Source organism: Erwinia sp. 9145, from assembly GCF_000745075.1.
GTDB lineage: Bacteria > Pseudomonadota > Gammaproteobacteria > Enterobacterales > Enterobacteriaceae > Erwinia > Erwinia oleae.
The window spans coordinates 2,841,497-2,860,008 of record NZ_JQNE01000001.1; the positions used below are offsets into that span (position 1 = coordinate 2,841,497).

General features: G+C 55.7%; 10 protein-coding genes, 1 tRNA gene and 3 rRNA genes. 5 read left to right on the forward strand and 9 right to left on the reverse strand.

Features of this window, described 5'->3' with window-relative positions; translation table 11 throughout:
- Window positions 1-155 precede the first annotated feature (155 nt).
- Window positions 156-1,190 carry a tRNA/rRNA methyltransferase gene (locus FA91_RS13560; protein ID WP_034916490.1) on the reverse strand — a complete coding sequence of 345 codons (1,035 nt, stop codon included), beginning with the start codon at window positions 1,188-1,190 and terminating at the stop codon, window positions 156-158.
- A 183-nt stretch (window positions 1,191-1,373) separates the two neighbouring features.
- On the opposite strand from FA91_RS13560, the gene trxC reads away from it, so the two are divergent.
- The 5 genes from trxC to FA91_RS13585 all read left to right on the forward strand — a co-directional run bounded on the left by trxC (window position 1,374) and on the right by FA91_RS13585 (window position 7,085).
- Window positions 1,374-1,793, forward strand: coding sequence for a thioredoxin TrxC (trxC, locus tag FA91_RS13565; RefSeq protein ID WP_034916492.1), 420 nt, complete (start codon window positions 1,374-1,376; stop codon window positions 1,791-1,793).
- 77 nt (window positions 1,794-1,870) lie between these two features.
- Window positions 1,871-2,563, forward strand: coding sequence for a tRNA-uridine aminocarboxypropyltransferase (locus FA91_RS13570; RefSeq protein ID WP_034916493.1), 693 nt, complete (start codon window positions 1,871-1,873; stop codon window positions 2,561-2,563).
- 69 nt (window positions 2,564-2,632) lie between these two features.
- Window positions 2,633-5,281, forward strand: coding sequence for a bifunctional acetate--CoA ligase family protein/GNAT family N-acetyltransferase (locus FA91_RS13575; protein WP_034916494.1), 2,649 nt, complete (start codon window positions 2,633-2,635; stop codon window positions 5,279-5,281).
- 113 nt (window positions 5,282-5,394) lie between these two features.
- The gene (pssA, locus tag FA91_RS13580; protein ID WP_034916496.1) at window positions 5,395-6,750 is read left to right on the forward strand and encodes a CDP-diacylglycerol--serine O-phosphatidyltransferase; all 1,356 of its coding nucleotides are present in this window, start codon (window positions 5,395-5,397) and stop codon (window positions 6,748-6,750) included.
- 14 nt (window positions 6,751-6,764) lie between these two features.
- Window positions 6,765-7,085, forward strand: a complete 321-nt coding sequence (locus tag FA91_RS13585) for a YfiM family lipoprotein (RefSeq protein ID WP_034916498.1) — start codon at window positions 6,765-6,767, stop codon at window positions 7,083-7,085.
- Here FA91_RS13585 and FA91_RS13590 read toward each other — a convergent pair whose 3' ends face one another.
- From FA91_RS13590 to rluD, 8 genes are all read right to left on the reverse strand, one after another.
- Window positions 7,086-8,384, reverse strand: a complete 1,299-nt coding sequence (locus FA91_RS13590) for an MFS transporter (protein WP_051937168.1) — start codon at window positions 8,382-8,384, stop codon at window positions 7,086-7,088.
- 260 nt (window positions 8,385-8,644) lie between these two features.
- Window positions 8,645-8,760 (reverse strand): 5S ribosomal RNA (gene rrf, locus FA91_RS13595).
- A gap of 76 nt (window positions 8,761-8,836) precedes the next feature.
- Window positions 8,837-11,743 (reverse strand): 23S ribosomal RNA (locus tag FA91_RS13600).
- A 217-nt stretch (window positions 11,744-11,960) separates the two neighbouring features.
- Window positions 11,961-12,036, reverse strand: a tRNA-Glu gene (locus FA91_RS13605).
- Between the two features lie 70 nt (window positions 12,037-12,106).
- Window positions 12,107-13,648 (reverse strand): 16S ribosomal RNA (locus FA91_RS13610).
- Together the 16S, 23S and 5S rRNA genes with 1 tRNA gene alongside form the textbook arrangement of a ribosomal RNA operon.
- Before the next feature lie 454 nt (window positions 13,649-14,102).
- Window positions 14,103-16,676 carry an ATP-dependent chaperone ClpB gene (clpB, locus tag FA91_RS13615; RefSeq protein ID WP_034916499.1) on the reverse strand — a complete coding sequence of 858 codons (2,574 nt, stop codon included), beginning with the start codon at window positions 16,674-16,676 and terminating at the stop codon, window positions 14,103-14,105.
- A gap of 124 nt (window positions 16,677-16,800) precedes the next feature.
- Window positions 16,801-17,526: a purine nucleoside phosphorylase YfiH gene (gene yfiH / locus FA91_RS13620; RefSeq protein ID WP_034916501.1), complete on the reverse strand. Its 726-nt coding sequence runs from the start codon at window positions 17,524-17,526 to the stop codon at window positions 16,801-16,803.
- Window positions 17,526-18,503: a 23S rRNA pseudouridine(1911/1915/1917) synthase RluD gene (rluD, locus tag FA91_RS13625; RefSeq protein ID WP_034916503.1), complete on the reverse strand. Its 978-nt coding sequence runs from the start codon at window positions 18,501-18,503 to the stop codon at window positions 17,526-17,528. The genes yfiH and rluD overlap by 1 nt, the downstream gene beginning before the upstream one ends.
- Window positions 18,504-18,512: the final 9 nt, after the last annotated feature.

Genomic DNA, 18,512 nt, shown 5'->3' on the forward strand with positions numbered 1-18,512 from the left:
GCCTTCTTCCTGTTGCCACCTTCGACATCGGGCTGGCAGTGAGCTGAAGTTCGGCATGACAGAAACGACAAAACGAGGTGTTTATGGCAGGGAAGAGAGAGGTAAAAAAAATGCCAGTCAGCATTGACTGACTGGCACAGGCCTGGGTTTATACGTTATGCGTTCTGACGCCACCACTCCGCAAGCAGAATGCCGGTGGCCACCGACACATTCAGGCTCTCGACGTTGCCGGTACCGCCAATCGACACGTTCATATCGCCCTGATGCCAGATGCTTTCAGAAAGGCCGTCGCGCTCCTGCCCCAGCACCAGCACCATCTTCGCTGGCAGTTCCGCCTGCGCCAACGGCGTGCCTTTGTGGCTTGAGGTGGTCACGATGGTGTAGCCCGCCTTGCGGAATTCATCCAGTGCGCCGGCAAAGGTTTCGCCGCCGATCGCCTGTACGTGCTCCGCGCCGCCTTCTGCCGTGCGCACTGCCGCGCCCGACTCCAGCTGCCCGGCATCGTCCACCAGCAGCCCTTTAATGCCAAAGTGCGCGCAGCTGCGCATCATGCCGCCAAGGTTGTGCGGATTGCCGATGTCTTCCAGCGCCAGCACGCAGTCTTTCTGCTCCGCTCTGGCCAGCCAGTCTGTCACCGGCATTCCCATGCGTTTTTTAATCAGGAAGCAGACGCCGCCGTGGTGCTCCGTACCGGACGCTTTTTCCAACTCGTCCTCTTCCACAACGTGGTAAGCCTTGCGGTTGGCCGCCATCCACTTCAGTGCTTCGCGAAAACGCGGCGTGACGCTCTGAATGAACCACGCACGCACAATGCACTCCGGGCGGCTCTGGAACAGCGCCTGACAGGCATTTTCGCCATAAACGCGCGTTTCTTCCATGCGCTGACGACGGATCTGCGCCGGATCAATGAAGCTTTTACCGCTGATGCCGCCGTGATCGGGTTTATTTTCATCACTCCCGACCGGGGCCCGGGATACCGTGCGCCACGGCGAACCGCCCGCAAAATCGTCGTCGCGATCGCGCCCGCCGCGCGGTTTGCTTTCTGTGAAACGCGCCGGACGACGATCGTTGTCCTGACGCGATCCACCCTTACCGGTGCGAGGATTATGGCCGCGTTTTGGGCTTTCATCATCGCTGCGGACGTACATCACTTTGACTTTTCCGCTTTTACCTTTAAATTCGTCGTTCATTTTTCCTCCACCTGGCTGAGCGCGACGCGCGCAGGTTACCTGATGTAGCGGCGCTTAGCTATTAACTTCAGCGAAAGCGCGTTGCAAGTTTGCGACTATTATACCTATCGAACAAATCACTTTGTTGTCCTGAAACCTGAGAATCATACTTGAGACAACGTTATGTCAGGTTTGAGGTGAAGAATGAATACGGTTTGTGCATCATGCCAGGCAACCAATCGCCTGCCGCAGGAACGCGCAGAAGATGGCGCAAAATGCGGCCGCTGTGGCAGCCCGCTGTTTACCGGCGAAGTCATTAATGCCACCAGCGCGACGCTGGACAAATATCTTCAGGACGATCTGCCGGTGGTTATCGATTTCTGGGCGCCATGGTGCGGCCCCTGCGTTAACTTCGCGCCGATCTATAAAGAAGTGGCGGCCGAGCGCGGCGGCAAAGTTCGCTTTATCAAAGTGGATACCGAGGCAGAACCCGCGCTGAGCAACCGCTTTCGTATCCGAAGCATTCCTTCCATCATGTTATTTAAAGAGGGCCAGATGGTGGATATGCTGAGCGGCGCCATGCCTAAAGCGCCGTTTAACGCATGGCTGGACGAAACGCTTTAATGCTGCCTGACAGCCAGCGCCGCTGGCTGTGGCTGCCCTCTTTCCGCTAGAATGGCGTTTTCCTTCGATAACACTCTATGACTGAAAACGCCGTCCTCCGCCTGCGCGCCGAGCGCCTCGCCCGTGCCACCCGCCCCTTTCTGGCGCGCGGCAACCGCATTTTACGCTGTCAGCGCTGCCTGCTGCCGGAGAAAAACTGTCTGTGCGCCACGCTTCAGCCTCAGCAGGCGCGTAGCCGGTTCTGCCTGGTGATGTTTGACACTGAGCCGATGAAACCCAGCAATACCGGCCGTCTGATCGCCGACATTTTGCCGGATACGCAGGCGTTCGGCTGGTCGCGCACCGAACCCGATCCCGCGCTGCTTGCTGCGGTCAGAAACCCGGACGTGCAGCCGATGGTCGTCTTTCCCGCGTCCTACGCCGATGCGGACCGCCGTGTCGAAACCGCTCCGCCACAGGGCGGTAAGCCGCCGCTGTTTATCATGCTGGACGGCACCTGGACCGAGGCGCGCAAGATGTTCCGGAAAAGCCCGTGGCTGGATGCGCTGCCGGTCATGTCGCTCACGCTGACCACGCCCTCGCGCTACCAGCTACGCGAAGCGCACGGCGAGGGCCAGCACTGCACGGCAGAGGTAGCGGCAGAGCTGCTGATGCAGGCCGGCGACGACGCCGCCGGTAGCGCGCTATTTCATCACTTCGATCTTTTTCGACGCCGCTATCTGGCCGGCAAACCGTATCATCCTGCTTATCAGGCTGATTTAAAAATATAAGTGCTATGCCCGACTATCCTCTGTAAAAGCGTTTAGAATCGACCTGAAGGATCTCTTTGGGAGAAGAAAATGAGCCAACGTGGGTTAGAAGGGTTGTTAAAACCAGCGTCGATAGCGGTCATCGGCGCCTCAACACGTTCCGGTCGCGCCGGTTATCTGATGATGCGCAACCTGCTGGCAGGCGGCTTCAGCGGCCCCATTCTCCCGGTCACGCCGAAATATAAAGCCGTGTGCGGCGTACTGGCCTGGCGCGATATCGCCAGCCTGCCGCTGTCGCCCGATCTCGCGGTGATCTGTACACATGCCGATCGCAATCTCGAACTGCTCAACGCCCTGGGCGAACGCGGCTGCAAAGCCTGCATTATTCTTTCCGCGCCTGAAAGCCAGCTTGATGCACTGAAAAAGTGCGCCAGCGCGTGGCAAATCCGCCTGCTTGGCCCCAACAGCCTTGGCCTGCTCGCGCCCTGGCAGGGGCTGAACGCCAGCTTTTCGCCGGTGCCGATCGCCCGCGGCAAGCTCGCTTTTATTTCTCAGTCTGCGGCGGTCTCTAATACCATTCTGGACTGGGCGCAGCAGCGGCAGCTCGGCTTCTCCTGGTTTATCGCGCTGGGCGACAGTCTGGATATTGATGTCGACGACCTTCTCGATTTTCTGGCGCGCGACGGCAAAACCAGCGCCATTCTGCTCTACCTCGAACACCTGAGCGACGCGCGCCGTTTCGTTTCCGCCGCACGCAGCGCCGCGCGCAACAAGCCCATTCTGGTGATTAAAAGCGGCCGCAGCCCGCAGGCGCAACGGCTGCTGAAAACGCATGCGGGACTGGATGCGGCATGGGATGCGGCAATACAGCGCGCTGGCCTGCTGCGCGTACACGATACGCATGAACTTTTCTCCGCCGTAGAGACGCTGAGCTATATGCGGCCGCTGCGGGGCGAGCGATTGATGATCGTCAGCAACGGTGCCGCGCCTGCCGCGCTGGCGCTGGATCAACTGGATGCGCGTAACGGCAAGCTGGCGACGCTGAGCGATGAGATGCTCGCCACTCTGCTGCCTGCGGCAGCCGATGCGGGTAATCCACTCGATCTGAAAGACGACGCCACCGTGGAACGCTATCTGCAAACGGTGAGCCGCCTGATGGACAGCCAGGAGATTGACGCGCTGCTGATTATTCACGCGCCCAGCGCGGTGGCGCCCGCGACGGAAACGGCCCGACAGCTTATTGAAGCGATTGCACAGCATCCCCGCGCCCGACAGATGACGTTGCTCACCAACTGGTGCGGTGAATTTTCGTCGCAGGAGGCGCGACGGCTGTTCAGCGACGCGGGTATTCCTACCTACCGCACGCCGGAAGGCGCGGTAACCGCGTTCATGCATATGGTTGAGTATCGCCGCAATCAGAAACAGCTGCGCGAAACGCCTGCGCTGCCGGTTAATCTCACGGCCAATACCACCGATGCGCATCGTCTGATCCAGCAGGCGCTGGATGAGGGCGCGAACCGGCTGGATACGCATGAAGTGCAGGATATTCTGCGCGCCTATGGCTTAAATACGCTACCCACATGGATAGCCAGCGACAGCGCTGAAGCCGTGCACATTGCCGGTCAGACAGGCTACCCGGTGGCGCTGAAGCTGCGTTCGCCGGACATTCCGCACAAATCAGACGTTCAGGGCGTGATGCTCTATTTGCGGACGGCCAGTGAGGTGCAGCAGGCGGCGGATGCGATTATCGATCGCGTCAGGCTCACGTGGCCACAGGCACGCGTGCACGGCCTGCTGGTTCAGAGCATGGCGAACCGCGCGGGCGCGCAGGAGCTGCGCGTACTGGTGGAGCAGGATCCGGTGTTTGGGCCGGTTATCCTGCTGGGTGAGGGCGGCATTGAGTGGCAGACGGACAGACAAGCCGTAGTGGCGCTGCCGCCGCTGAATATGACCCTGGCGCGTTATCTGGTGATTCAGGCCTTAAAGAGCGGAAAAATTCGCAGCCGCAGCGCGCAGCAGCCGCTCGACGTCACGGGTATCAGCGAAGTGCTGGTTCGGGTATCCAACCTGATCGTTGACTGCCCGCAAATCGTCCGACTTGATATCCATCCTCTTCTCGCCGCCGGTAGCGAATTTTCTCTGTTGGACGTCAATATGCAACTGGCCGCGTTCAGCGGAGAGGCTGAAAGCCGCCTGGCTATCCGCCCTTATCCACACGCGCTTGAGGAGCGGATTACGCTGAAGAACGGCGAACGCTGCCTGTTTCGTCCAATATTGCCGGAAGATGAGCCGCTGCTGCGCGCGTTTATCGCGCAGGTGACAAAGGAAGACCTTTATTATCGCTACTTCAGTGAGATCAACGAGTTCACGCATGAGGATTTGGCGAACATGACGCAGATCGACTACGATCGTGAAATGGCGCTCGTTGCGGTTCGGCCGTTTCAGGGCGCGGATGAGATAATAGGCGTGACGCGGGCGATTTCCGATGCGGACAACATCGATGCCGAGTTTTCGGTGCTGGTTCGCTCAGATCTGAAAGGCCTGGGACTGGGGCGACGCCTGCTGGAGAAGATGATTGATTATACCCGACAGCACGGCCTTAACCAGCTCAATGGTATTACCATGCCCGGCAATCGCGGAATGATTACGCTGGCGCGCAAGCTTGGTTTTGCGGTTGACGTTCAGCTTGAAGACGGCATCGTCACTCTTTCATTGCCGCTTTCCGCACCGGCTGAATAACGTCTGGAAACGTAAAACTGGCCCACTTCGGCCTGACTGATGGTATTATTGCCAGTCAACGTGATGAATTTATGGCAAAAGCCATTCTATAAACAGAGAAGATACGCACTGTGATGTTGTCAAAATTTAAACGTAATAAACACCAACAGCACCTTGCGCAACTGCCAAAATTGTCTCAGTCGGTTGCCGACTACACCACGCTTTACTCTCCGGCCGATTTTCGTAAAACGCTCCTCGAAAAAATCGCTACCGCCACCCGCCGGATCTGTCTTGTCGCTCTCTATCTTGAAAACGATGACGCCGGACGCGCCGTTCTCTCCGCGCTTTATGAGGCGAAACGGCTGCGACCCGATCTGGAGGTGCGCATTCTTGTCGACTGGCATCGTGCGCAGCGTGGTCGCATTGGCGCAGCGCGCGGCGCAACCAATGCCGACTGGTATTGCGAAATGGCAGATCGGCATGCTGATATCGCGATCCCAATTTATGGCGTGCCGGTGAACACGCGCGAAGCACTGGGCGTGCTACATCTTAAAGGCTCAATCATCGACGATACGCTGTTCTACACCGGCGCCAGTCTGAACGACGTCTATCTGCATCAGCATGATAAATACCGCTACGATCGCTACCAGCTGATCCGCAATGTCTCGCTGGCGGAAACCATGATGCACTGGATCGATAAGAATTTGATCCAGGCAGAGGCCGTTCACCGTCTGGATCAGCATGAGCGCCCGAAAAGCCCGGAAATCAAAAACGAAACTCGTCAGTTCCGTCAGGAGCTTCGCGGCTTCGATTATGAATTTGTTGGCGACGCCAACAATGAACAACTGGCGGTAACGCCGCTGGTGGGCCTCGGCAGGCGTAGTCTGTTGAATAAAACCATCTACCATCTGATGCCCTGCGCCGAGCAGAAGCTGACCCTGTGTACGCCCTATTTCAATCTGCCCGCCATTCTGGTTCGGAATATTATCTGGCTGTTGCGTCGCGGACGAACGGTTGAGATCATCGTCGGTGATAAAACGGCCAACGATTTTTATATTCCGCAGGATCAGCCCTTTAAGGTGATCGGCGCGCTGCCTTATTTGTACGAAATTAACCTGCGCCGCTTCCTCAGCCGTTTACAATATTTTGTGAATAACGGCCAGCTTCAGGTTCGCCTGTGGAAAGACGGTGAAAACAGCTACCACCTGAAGGGCGTGTGGGTCGATGACGAATGGATGCTGATTACCGGTAATAACCTGAATCCCAGAGCCTGGCGGTTGGATCTCGAGAATGCGGTACTGATCCACGATCCCCTTCATCAGCTCACGGAACAGAGTGCGCATGAATTGGATCTGATCCGTCAACACACCACGGTAGTCCAGCACTTCCGCGATTTGGAAAGTATCGCCGACTATCCCCTCAAGGTGCGCAAACTGATCCGTCGCCTGCGCCGTATCCGCATCGACAGGTTGATCAGCCGCATTCTTTAACCTCAGGAGAGCCAATGCGTAAGCTGCTGCTACTGTTGACGCTGTGCTGCACCGGCTGTACCCATATGGCGCAGGACAGCTGGACCGGTCAGGACAAAGCTCAGCATTTCCTCTCCTCCGCATTTTTGACCGCTGCGGGCAGCAGCTACGGTGAACATCAGAACTGGCGCGAGCATCGCAGCGCCAGCTTCGGCGTGATGTTTTCTCTTGGCCCTGGCGCGATGAAAGAACTTTATGACAGCCGTGAAGGCGGTACCGGCTGGAGCTGGAAAGATTTTAGCTGGGATTTAGCCGGCGCTGCCACCGGCTATACGCTATGGAACCTGGGCCAATAATCAGAGCTGAATGCCCTTTCCTTTCCGATGTAATAACAACGAAACCAGAAATGCGACCGCGCCCATGGCTGACACATACCAGAAGAAGCTGGTTTCACTTCCTACCGATTTAAGCGACAGCGCCACGTATTCTGCTGAACCGCCAAATATTGCGTTCGCCACAGCATAGGAAAGCCCAACGCCCAGCGCACGAACCTCCGGCGGGAACATCTCCGCTTTCAGTATGCCGCTGATCGAGGTGTAAAAACTGGTGATTATCAGCGAAAGCATCACCAGCAAAAAAGCGATCCACGGGCTGGTGACGCTCTGCAACAGCGTCAATACGGGTACGGTACAAATTGCTGCAAACCCGCCGAAAATAAGCATAGAGCTGCGACGCCCAATCTTATCTGACAGACTGCCGATGACAGGTTGGATCAGCATGAAAATAAACAGCGCAGCGGTCATTATTGCGCTGGCCATTTTCGTGTCCATTCCCGAAGTATTAACGAGGTATTTCTGCATATAGGTAGTGAAGGTATAAAAACTCAGCGAACCGCCCGCGGTAAATCCCAGCACCATGATGAACGCTCGGCGGTTTTTCCAGATACCTTTCAGCGAGCCGGCGTCTTCATGTTCGCGTGTTTTACGGTCTGACGTCTCGTTAAGCGATCGGCGTAAATAGAGCGCAACAATGGCCAGCGCGGCACCCAGAGCAAACGGAATGCGCCATCCCCACGCGCGCAGCGCCTCTTCGCTCAGCACCTGTTGCAGCACCACCACGGTCAGCAGCGCCATCAACTGTCCACCAATGAGCGTAACGTACTGAAAAGAAGCATAGAAGCCCTTCTTACCTTCAATCGCGACTTCGCTCATATAAGTGGCGCTGGTGCCATATTCGCCGCCAACAGACAGTCCCTGAAACAGCCGTGCAAGCAGCAGAAGCGCGGGGGCCCAAATACCAATGGCATCGTAACCCGGCAGGCAGGCTATCACCAGCGAACCAAAACACATCATGCACACAGAAATGAGCATCGACTTTTTACGGCCGTGCCTGTCGCCAATATAGCCAAATAACCAACCGCCAATAGGCCTCATCAAAAAGCCTGCGGCGAATACACCTGCGGTTTGCAGCAGTTGGGTTGTGGTGTTGCCGGAAGGAAAGAAAACGTGGGCGAAGTAGAGCGAACAGAAAGAGTAGACGTAGAAGTCAAACCATTCGACCAGGTTCCCCGATGATGCCCCCACGATAGCCCAGATTCGCTGGCGTGTACTGACGTCGTGCTCTCCCGACTGCATGCCAGATTTATGATTATCCATTTTGATCCTTGCTGGAAATTGGCGATAAGAAAGAAACAGCAAGCAGCAGTAAACCGCATTAGCAGGATGTGAATAAATTGTTTTAATGTTCAGACTTCAGAAAATGTGAAGTTCGTTGGATTATAAGCCGGGTGTGCGAAGCGATCGTAACAGATTCAGGCAGGATAATTAATGTGAATGGGTTTCGTTTTTTCTCGTTTCTCGATGCATAAACGAAAAAAGCCTCATGCTTTCGCATGAGGCTTTTCCGTCTGTATGATGCCTGGCAGTTCCCTACTCTCACATGGGGAGACCCCACACTACCATCGGCGCTACGGCGTTTCACTTCTGAGTTCGGCATGGGGTCAGGTGGGACCACCGCGCTAAAGCCGCCAGGCAAATTCTGTTATCCGGAACATCCGCTGAAAATTCGTCTTCGTCTCTCAATACCACCAGAACGCTTCTGGCGTTGTAAGGTTAAGCCTCTCGGGTCATTAGTACCGGTCAGCTCAACGCATCGCTGCGCTTACACATCCGGCCTATCAACGTCGTCGTCTTCAACGTCCCTTCAGGAGTCGCAAGGACTCAGGGAGAACTCATCTCGAGGCTGGTTTCGCGCTTAGATGCTTTCAGCGCTTATCCGTTCCGCACTTAGCTACCGGGCAGTGCCATTGGCATGACAACCCGTACACCAGTGGTGCGTTCACTCCGGTCCTCTCGTACTGGGAGCAAACCCTCTCAATTCTCCAGCGCCCACGGCAGATAGGGACCGAACTGTCTCACGACGTTCTAAACCCAGCTCGCGTACCACTTTAAACGGCGAACAGCCGTACCCTTGGGACCTGCTACAGCCCCAGGATGTGATGAGCCGACATCGAGGTGCCAAACACCGCCGTCGATATGAACTCTTGGGCGGTATCAGCCTGTTATCCCCGGAGTACCTTTTATCCGTTGAGCGATGGCCCTTCCATTCAGAACCACCGGATCACTAAGACCTGCTTTCGCACCTGCTCGAGCCGTCACTCTCGCAGTCAAACTGGCTTATGCCTTTGCACTAACCTCACGATGTCCGACCGTGATTAGCCAATCTTCGTGCTCCTCCGTTACGCTTTGGGAGGAGACCGCCCCAGTCAAACTACCCACCAGACACTGTCCCCGCGCCGGATCACGGCGCAAGGTTAGAACACCAAACATTAAAGGGTGGTATTTCAAGGATGGCTCCGCGCAGACTGGCGTCCACGCTTCAAAGCCTCCCACCTATCCTGCACATCAAGGCTCAGTGTTCAGTGTCAAGCTGTAGTAAAGGTTCACGGGGTCTTTCCGTCTTGCCGCGGGTACACTGCATCTTCACAGCGAGTTCAATTTCACTGAGTCCCGGGTGGAGACAGCCTGGCCATCATTACGCCATTCGTGCAGGTCGGAACTTACCCGACAAGGAATTTCGCTACCTTAGGACCGTTATAGTTACGGCCGCCGTTTACCGGGGCTTCGATCAAAAGCTTCTCCTTACGGATAACCTCATCAATTAACCTTCCGGCACCGGGCAGGCGTCACACCGTATACGTCCACTTTCGTGTTTGCACAGTGCTGTGTTTTTAATAAACAGTTGCAGCCAGCTGGTATCTTCGACTGGCTTCAGCTCCGTCAGCAAGTGACTTCACCTACGCACCAGCGTGCCTTCTCCCGAAGTTACGGCACCATTTTGCCTAGTTCCTTCACCCGGGTTCTCTCAAGCGCCTTGGTATTCTCTACCTGACCACCTGTGTCGGTTTGGGGTACGATTCTGTGTTACCTGATGCTTAGAGGCTTTTCCTGGAAGCAGGGCATTTGTTGCTTCAGCACCGTGGTGCCTCGTCATCACGCCTCAGTGTAAAGTGAACCGGATTTGCCTGGAACACACACCTACACGCTTAAACCGGGACTACCGTCGCCCGGCCAACATAGCCTTCTCCGTCCCCCCTTCGCAGTAACACCGAGTACAGGAATATTAACCTGTTTCCCATCGACTACGCCTTTCGGCCTCGCCTTAGGGGTCGACTCACCCTGCCCCGATTAACGTTGGACAGGAACCCTTGGTCTTCCGGCGAGCGGGCTTTTCACCCGCTTTATCGTTACTTATGTCAGCATTCGCACTTCTGATACCTCCAGCAGACCTCACAGTCCACCTTCGACGGCTTACAGAACGCTCCCCTACCCAACAACGCATTCACGTCGCTGCCGCAGCTTCGGTGCATGGTTTAGCCCCGTTACATCTTCCGCGCAGGCCGACTCGACCAGTGAGCTATTACGCTTTCTTTAAATGATGGCTGCTTCTAAGCCAACATCCTGGCTGTCTGGGCCTTCCCACATCGTTTCCCACTTAACCATGACTTTGGGACCTTAGCTGGCGGTCTGGGTTGTTTCCCTCTTCACGACGGACGTTAGCACCCGCCGTGTGTCTCCCGTGATAACATTCTCCGGTATTCGCAGTTTGCATCGGGTTGGTAAGCCGGGATGGCCCCCTAGCCGAAACAGTGCTCTACCCCCGGAGATGAATTCACGAGGCGCTACCTAAATAGCTTTCGGGGAGAACCAGCTATCTCCCGGTTTGATTGGCCTTTCACCCCCAGCCACAGGTCATCCGCTGATTTTTCAACATCAGTCGGTTCGGTCCTCCAGTTAGTGTTACCCAACCTTCAACCTGCCCATGGCTAGATCACCGGGTTTCGGGTCTGTACCCTGCAACTTAACGCCCGGTTAAGACTCGGTTTCCCTTCGGCTCCCCTATACGGTTAACCTTGCTACAGAATACAAGTCGCTGACCCATTATACAAAAGGTACGCAGTCACCCCATAAATGAGGCTCCCACTGCTTGTACGTACACGGTTTCAGGTTCTGTTTCACTCCCCTCGCCGGGGTTCTTTTCGCCTTTCCCTCACGGTACTGGTTCACTATCGGTCAGTCAGGAGTATTTAGCCTTGGAGGATGGTCCCCCCATATTCAGACAGGATACCACGTGTCCCGCCCTACTCTTCGAACTCACAACGGCTGCATCTTCGTGTACGGGACTTTCACCCTGTATCGTGCGACTTTCCAGACGCTTCCACTGACGCAACCGCTGATGATGGTTCCGGGCTCCTCCCCGTTCGCTCGCCGCTACTGGGGGAATCTCGGTTGATTTCTTTTCCTCGGGGTACTTAGATGTTTCAGTTCCCCCGGTTCGCCTCGCAACACTATGTATTCATGTTGCGATGATGCAACGGATTGCACCGGGTTTCCCCATTCGGGTATCGTCGGGTATAACGGTTCATATCACCTTACCGACGCTTATCGCAGATTAGCACGCCCTTCATCGCCTCTGACTGCCAGGGCATCCACCGTGTACGCTTCGTCACTTAACCTCACAACCCACAAGCGTCCCGGAGGACACATGCTGTTGCAGGCATTTGAGAGACCCGACCATAGTGTTTGCGCCACTCTATACGCAGAGTGACCCACTATGTCGTTTTCAAATTTTCAGCTTGTTCCGGATTGTTAAAGAGCAAATATCACAAAGCCGACTTGATTAAGTCAGTTTTGGGATACTGAGTGATAACGTCTTTCACGCGTTATCGGAGATGGCGTCCCCAAGGGGATTCGAACCCCTGTTACAGCCGTGAAAGGGCAGTGTCCTGGGCCTCTAGACGATGGGGACTCTGATACTGTTGCTCATTACTTCTATCAGACAATCTGTTGTGGACACTGCGCAAAAAAGTATCTTCTGGTAAGGAGGTGATCCAACCGCAGGTTCCCCTACGGTTACCTTGTTACGACTTCACCCCAGTCATGAATCACAAAGTGGTAAGCGCCCTCCCGAAGGTTAAGCTACCTACTTCTTTTGCAACCCACTCCCATGGTGTGACGGGCGGTGTGTACAAGGCCCGGGAACGTATTCACCGTGGCATTCTGATCCACGATTACTAGCGATTCCGACTTCACGGAGTCGGGTTGCAGACTCCGATCCGGACTACGACGCACTTTATGAGGTCCGCTTGCTCTCGCGAGGTCGCTTCTCTTTGTATGCGCCATTGTAGCACGTGTGTAGCCCTGGTCGTAAGGGCCATGATGACTTGACGTCATCCCCACCTTCCTCCGGTTTATCACCGGCAGTCTCCTTTGAGTTCCCGACCGAATCGCTGGCAACAAAGGATAAGGGTTGCGCTCGTTGCGGGACTTAACCCAACATTTCACAACACGAGCTGACGACAGCCATGCAGCACCTGTCTCACGGCTCCCGAAGGCACTCAGGCATCTCTGCCCGATTCCGTGGATGTCAAGACCAGGTAAGGTTCTTCGCGTTGCATCGAATTAAACCACATGCTCCACCGCTTGTGCGGGCCCCCGTCAATTCATTTGAGTTTTAACCTTGCGGCCGTACTCCCCAGGCGGTCGATTTAACGCGTTAGCTACGGAAGCCACGAGTCAAGCTCACAGCCTCCAAATCGACATCGTTTACGGCGTGGACTACCAGGGTATCTAATCCTGTTTGCTCCCCACGCTTTCGCACCTGAGCGTCAGTCTTCGTCCAGGGGGCCGCCTTCGCCACCGGTATTCCTCCAGATCTCTACGCATTTCACCGCTACACCTGGAATTCCACCCCCCTCTACGAGACTCAAGCCTGCCAGTTTCAAATGCAGTTCCCGGGTTGAGCCCGGGGATTTCACATCTGACTTAACAGACCGCCTGCGTGCGCTTTACGCCCAGTAATTCCGATTAACGCTTGCACCCTCCGTATTACCGCGGCTGCTGGCACGGAGTTAGCCGGTGCTTCTTCTGCGGGTAACGTCAATGTGAAAAGTTATTCGCTCTTCACCCTTCCTCCCCGCTGAAAGTACTTTACAACCCGAAGGCCTTCTTCATACACGCGGCATGGCTGCATCAGGCTTGCGCCCATTGTGCAATATTCCCCACTGCTGCCTCCCGTAGGAGTCTGGACCGTGTCTCAGTTCCAGTGTGGCTGGTCATCCTCTCAGACCAGCTAGGGATCGTCGCCCTGGTGAGCCGTTACCTCACCAGCTGGCTAATCCCATCTGGGTTCATCCGGTAGTGTGAGGCCCGAAGGTCCCCCACTTTGCTCTTGCGAGATTATGCGGTATTAGCCACCGTTTCCAGTGGTTATCCCCCTCTACCGGGCAGATCCCCAGACATTACTCACCCGTCCGCCACTCGTCACCCGAGGAGCAAGCTCCTCTGTGCTACCGTTCGACTTGCATGTGTTAGGCCTGCCGCCAGCGTTCAATCTGAGCCATGATCAAACTCTTCAATTAAAGTCTGATTTGCCATCACATGGATGGCGATGCTCTGTGAATTAAAACGTCGTAATGAATTACGTGTTCACTCAACAAAGACTTGATAGTTCATCTGCCCGAAGGCTGTGATATCAATCCTGCGAGTGCCCACACAGATTGTCTGATAAATTGTTAAAGAGCAGTGCGAACGCGGCTTAACCGGCGGTTCGCGAGGTGGCGTATATTACGCTTTCCTCTTGCAGAGTCAACCCTGTTTTACAGAATTTTCTCTTCATCATCCAGCGCCGGGCGTCTGCCCTGCTGCCGTTCGATGGAGGCGCATTATAGGGATGCCTCCGGGGAAGGCAAGCGCTGATTTTAGAAAAACATACCGAACGCTTATTTTTTGCGCTGAAACAGGCGAATCCAGAGTTTTCAGGGGAATTAACCAACAAAAATGGGCCTTTCGGCCCACTTTGTTCACTAAAAATGTTTACTGGTGCGTAACAATTACACCTTCTTTCACATCCATTTCGATTGTTTTGCCCGGCACCAGTTCACCAGAAAGAATCTGCTGCGCCAGCGGATTTTCAATCTGTTGCTGAATCGCACGCTTGAGCGGCCTTGCGCCGTATACCGGATCGTATCCATTCTCGCCCAGTAATTGCAGTGCGGCATCGGTAATATGTAACGTATAGCCTTTGTCGGCCAGACGATCATAGAGCCGCTGAAGCTGAATTTTTGCAATAGAGGCAATATGCTGTTCGCCCAGCGGATGGAAAACCACCAGCTCATCAATACGGTTAATAAACTCCGGACGGAAGTGGTGCCCGACAACGGTCATCACCATATCCTTCATTTCCGGGTAGCTCAACGCCCCAAAGCGCTCCTGAATCAGGTCGGATCCAAGGTTAGACGTCATGATCACCACCGTATTACGGAAGTCGACGGTTCTGCCCTGTCCGTCGGTGAGCCGTCCGTCATCCAGTACCTGAAGCAGAATATTGAACACATCCGGGTGTGCTTTTTCCACTTCATCCAACAGGATCACCGAATAGGGTCGGCGTCGTACGGCTTCGGTAAGATAGCCGCCCTCTTCGTAACCCACATAGCCGGGCGGTGCGCCGACCAGACGCGACACCGCATGTTTTTCCATAAATTCAGACATATCAAGGCGCACCATCGCGTCGTCGCTGTCAAACATAAAGTTTGCCAGCGCTTTACACAGCTCAGTTTTACCCACGCCGGTTGGCCCCAGGAACAGGAACGAGCCGATGGGACGATTAGGGTCGGCCAGGCCAGCGCGACTGCGCCGAATTGCGTTAGAAACCGCCTCAACCGCTTCATTCTGCCCGATTACGCGCTGATGAAGTTCCTGTTCCATGCGGAGCAGTTTGTCACGCTCGCCTTCCATCATGCGGTCAACGGGAATGCCGGTCCAGCGCGCCAGCACGTCCGCAATCTCTACGTCGGTGACCCGGTTACGCAACAGCCGCATGGTTTTGCCTTCTGCTTGCGTAGCGGATGCGAGCTGCTTCTCAAGCTCGGGAATTTTGCCATATTGCAGTTCTGACATCTGCGCCAGATCGCCGGAGCGCCGTGCCTGCTCCATTGAAAGTTTTGCCTGCTCCAACTGCGATTTTATGGTTTGCGTGCCTGAAAGAGAGGCTTTTTCCGCTTTCCACTCCTCTTCAAGCTCGGAATATTCACTCTCTTTTTGGCCCAGCTCATTCTCCAGCATCTCCAGGCGCTTGATGCTGGCGTCGTCAGATTCCTTTTTCAGTGCCTGCTGCTCCAGCTTGAGCTGAATAATACGCCGCTCCAGGCGGTCAAGCGATTCCGGTTTGGAGTCGATCTGCATACGGATGCTGGACGCGGCCTCGTCAATCAGGTCGATGGCTTTATCGGGAAGCTGCCGATCGGCAATATAACGATGCGAGAGCGTGGCGGCAGCGACGATAGCCGGATCGGTGATCTGCACATGGTGATGCAGCTCATAGCGCTCTTTCAGGCCGCGCAAAATCGCGATGGTGTCCTCAACGCTCGGCTCGGCGACAAACACCTTCTGGAAACGACGCTCCAGTGCGGCGTCCTTTTCGATATACTGCCGGTACTCGTCCAGCGTGGTCGCGCCGACGCAGTGCAGTTCGCCGCGCGCCAGCGCGGGTTTGAGCATGTTACCGGCGTCCATAGCGCCATCCGCTTTACCGGCGCCGACCATGGTATGCAATTCATCAATAAAAAGAATGACGTTGCCTTCGTGTTTGGCGAGATCGTTAAGCACGCCTTTCAGCCGCTCTTCGAATTCGCCGCGATATTTCGCACCCGCTACCAGCGCGCCCATATCCAGCGCCAGTACGCGGCGCCCCTTCAGCCCTTCCGGCACTTCGCCATTAATAATGCGCTGCGCCAGCCCTTCGACAATGGCGGTTTTACCCACGCCAGGCTCGCCGATGAGCACCGGATTATTTTTCGTGCGGCGCTGTAGCACCTGAATTGTCCGGCGGATCTCTTCATCGCGCCCGATAACCGGATCGAGCTTGCCCTGCTCGGCGCGCTCGGTCAGATCGATGGTGTATTTTTTCAAAGCCTGGCGCTGGTCTTCAGCTCCCTGGTCGTTCACGTTCTCTCCTCCACGCATTTGCTCAATGGCCTGCGATAATTTATCGCTGCTGGCGCCGGCGGATTTAAGTAAATCAGCCAGTGAACCGCGTGAGTCCAGTGCAGCTAATACGAACAGTTCAGATGAAATAAAGTTGTCGGCGCGTTTTTGCGCCAGCTTGTCGCACAGGTTGAGTACACGGACAAGATCCGCCGACGGCTGCACGTCTCCGTCAGCGCCCTCGACCTGCGGAAGCCGTCCAATCGCCTGCTCTACACTGCTTTGCAGCGTTGAAACATTAACGCCCGCGGCGGTCAGTAAAGGACGAACGGAACCGCCCTCCTGATTGAGCAGGGCGCTCATCAGATGGAGTGGTTCGATAAATTGATTGTCGCGCCCGAGTGCTAAAGACTGGGCGTCGGCGAGAGCAAGCTGGAATTTGTTAGTAAGACGATCCAGGCGCATATTTCCCCCATTCAGGCCAAATTGCTACTGGAGATTAAATGAGGTCATCCCTCAAATTTTCAAGTTAATGGCCCAAATATTTTGGCGAAAAAAACAACAGCATGGATCGTCTTAGGGCGCCAGGTTACACCAACCAGATCAAACTTACCATACGGCCGGTGACGCCATCGCGTCGGAAGGAGAAAAATTGCTCAGTTGCGGAGAAGGTGCACAGCCCGCCGCCAGAGATATCACGGACACCTTTTCGCGCCAGACGCAAGCGTGCGAGCTGCCAGATATCGGCGAAATATTTGCGGCCTGAAGGGCGAAAAGCGACGCCGTCGTGGCGATGCTGCGCCATAAACGCCTCGCGGACTTCAGGCCCGACTTCGAAAGCATCCGGGCCAATAGCCGGCCCCAGCCAGGCGATAATCTCTTCCGGCGGACACGTAAAGGCATCTATCGTATTTTCAAGCACGCCCGCGCACAATCCGCGCCAGCCTGCGTGCGCCGCCGCCACCTCTTTGCCGTCCTGCGAGCAAAACAGCACCGGCAAACAGTCAGCGGTCATCGCCGCGCAGACCATGCCGCGCCGATCGCTCCAGGCTGCATCCGCCTCCCCTTCCTGCCTCTCACCCGTCAGGCGCAAAACGCGCGTACCGTGAACCTGGGTCAGCCACGCAGGCATGGCGGGAAGATCGGCGACGGTCGCCAGACGTTCGCGGTTAATCTGCACATCATGCGGGCTGTCGCCCACGTGATCGCCAACGTTGAGCGACGACCAGGGCGCCTGGCTGATGCCGCCAGCGCGCGTGGTGGAACAGGCACGCACGCTGGCGGGCGCGGGCCAGTCAGGAAAAATCAAAGACATTACCAGTCCATCTGATCTTTAAACTGTTCGGTATCATCCTTTAACGCGGCGATCAGATCGACCATATCCTGTGGAATTGGCGCATGCCACTCCATTTCGATACCGCTGATAGGATGGTACAGGCGCAGCATAGTCGCATGCAGCGCCTGACGATCGAACTGACGCAGCGTGGCAATGAAGGCGTCGGAAGCGCCTTTCGGCGGACGCGGGCGGCCACCATAAAGCGGGTCGCCAACCAGCGGATGGTTGATATGTGACATATGCACGCGGATCTGGTGCGTACGGCCGGTTTCAAGACGCAGGCGCAGACGCGTATGCGCGCGAAAGTGTTCCATGATGCGGTAGTGCGTGGTGGCCGGCTTGCCCATCGGATGCACCGCCATGTGCGTACGTTTGGTTGAATGACGGCTGATGGGCTCGTTCACTGTGCCGCCGGCGGTCATGCGGCCAATGGCAACGGCTTCATACTCGCGGGTTATCTCCCTCAACTGAAGCGTTTCCACCAGATGCGTCTGCGCAGGAACCGTTTTAGCGACCACCATCAGGCCGGTTGTGTCCTTATCAAGACGGTGTACGATACCGGCGCGAGGCACATCCATAATGGCAGGATAGTGATGCAGCAGCGCATTCAGCACCGTGCCATCGGGATTTCCGGCGCCGGGATGCACAACCAGATCGCGCGGTTTATTGATCACCAGAATATCGTCATCTTCATAAACGATATCGAGCGGAATGTCTTGTGCCTCCCACCGGGCGTCCTCTTCGATTTCTGCATCAAGAGTGATTTGTTCGCCACCCAGCACTTTTTCTTTGGGTTTGTCGATAATTACGCCGTTGACAGCGATACGACGGTCGAGAATCCACTCTTTTATGCGAGATCGGGAATAGTCAGGGAACAATTCGGCCAAAGCCTGATCTAAGCGTTGTCCGAGTTGCGATTCGGAGACCGTTGCGTTGAGTTTTACTTGTTGTGCCATAAACAGCTT

Coding starts and splice junctions, on each gene's coding strand:
- FA91_RS13560 (WP_034916490.1), bottom strand. CDS start 1,190: ATGAACGACGAATTTAAAGGTAAAAGCGGAAAAGTCAAAGTGATGTAC.
- trxC (WP_034916492.1), top strand. CDS start 1,374: ATGAATACGGTTTGTGCATCATGCCAGGCAACCAATCGCCTGCCGCAG.
- FA91_RS13570 (WP_034916493.1), top strand. CDS start 1,871: ATGACTGAAAACGCCGTCCTCCGCCTGCGCGCCGAGCGCCTCGCCCGT.
- FA91_RS13575 (WP_034916494.1), top strand. CDS start 2,633: ATGAGCCAACGTGGGTTAGAAGGGTTGTTAAAACCAGCGTCGATAGCG.
- pssA (WP_034916496.1), top strand. CDS start 5,395: ATGTTGTCAAAATTTAAACGTAATAAACACCAACAGCACCTTGCGCAA.
- FA91_RS13585 (WP_034916498.1), top strand. CDS start 6,765: ATGCGTAAGCTGCTGCTACTGTTGACGCTGTGCTGCACCGGCTGTACC.
- FA91_RS13590 (WP_051937168.1), bottom strand. CDS start 8,384: ATGGATAATCATAAATCTGGCATGCAGTCGGGAGAGCACGACGTCAGT.
- clpB (WP_034916499.1), bottom strand. CDS start 16,676: ATGCGCCTGGATCGTCTTACTAACAAATTCCAGCTTGCTCTCGCCGAC.
- yfiH (WP_034916501.1), bottom strand. CDS start 17,526: ATGTCTTTGATTTTTCCTGACTGGCCCGCGCCCGCCAGCGTGCGTGCC.
- rluD (WP_034916503.1), bottom strand. CDS start 18,503: ATGGCACAACAAGTAAAACTCAACGCAACGGTCTCCGAATCGCAACTC.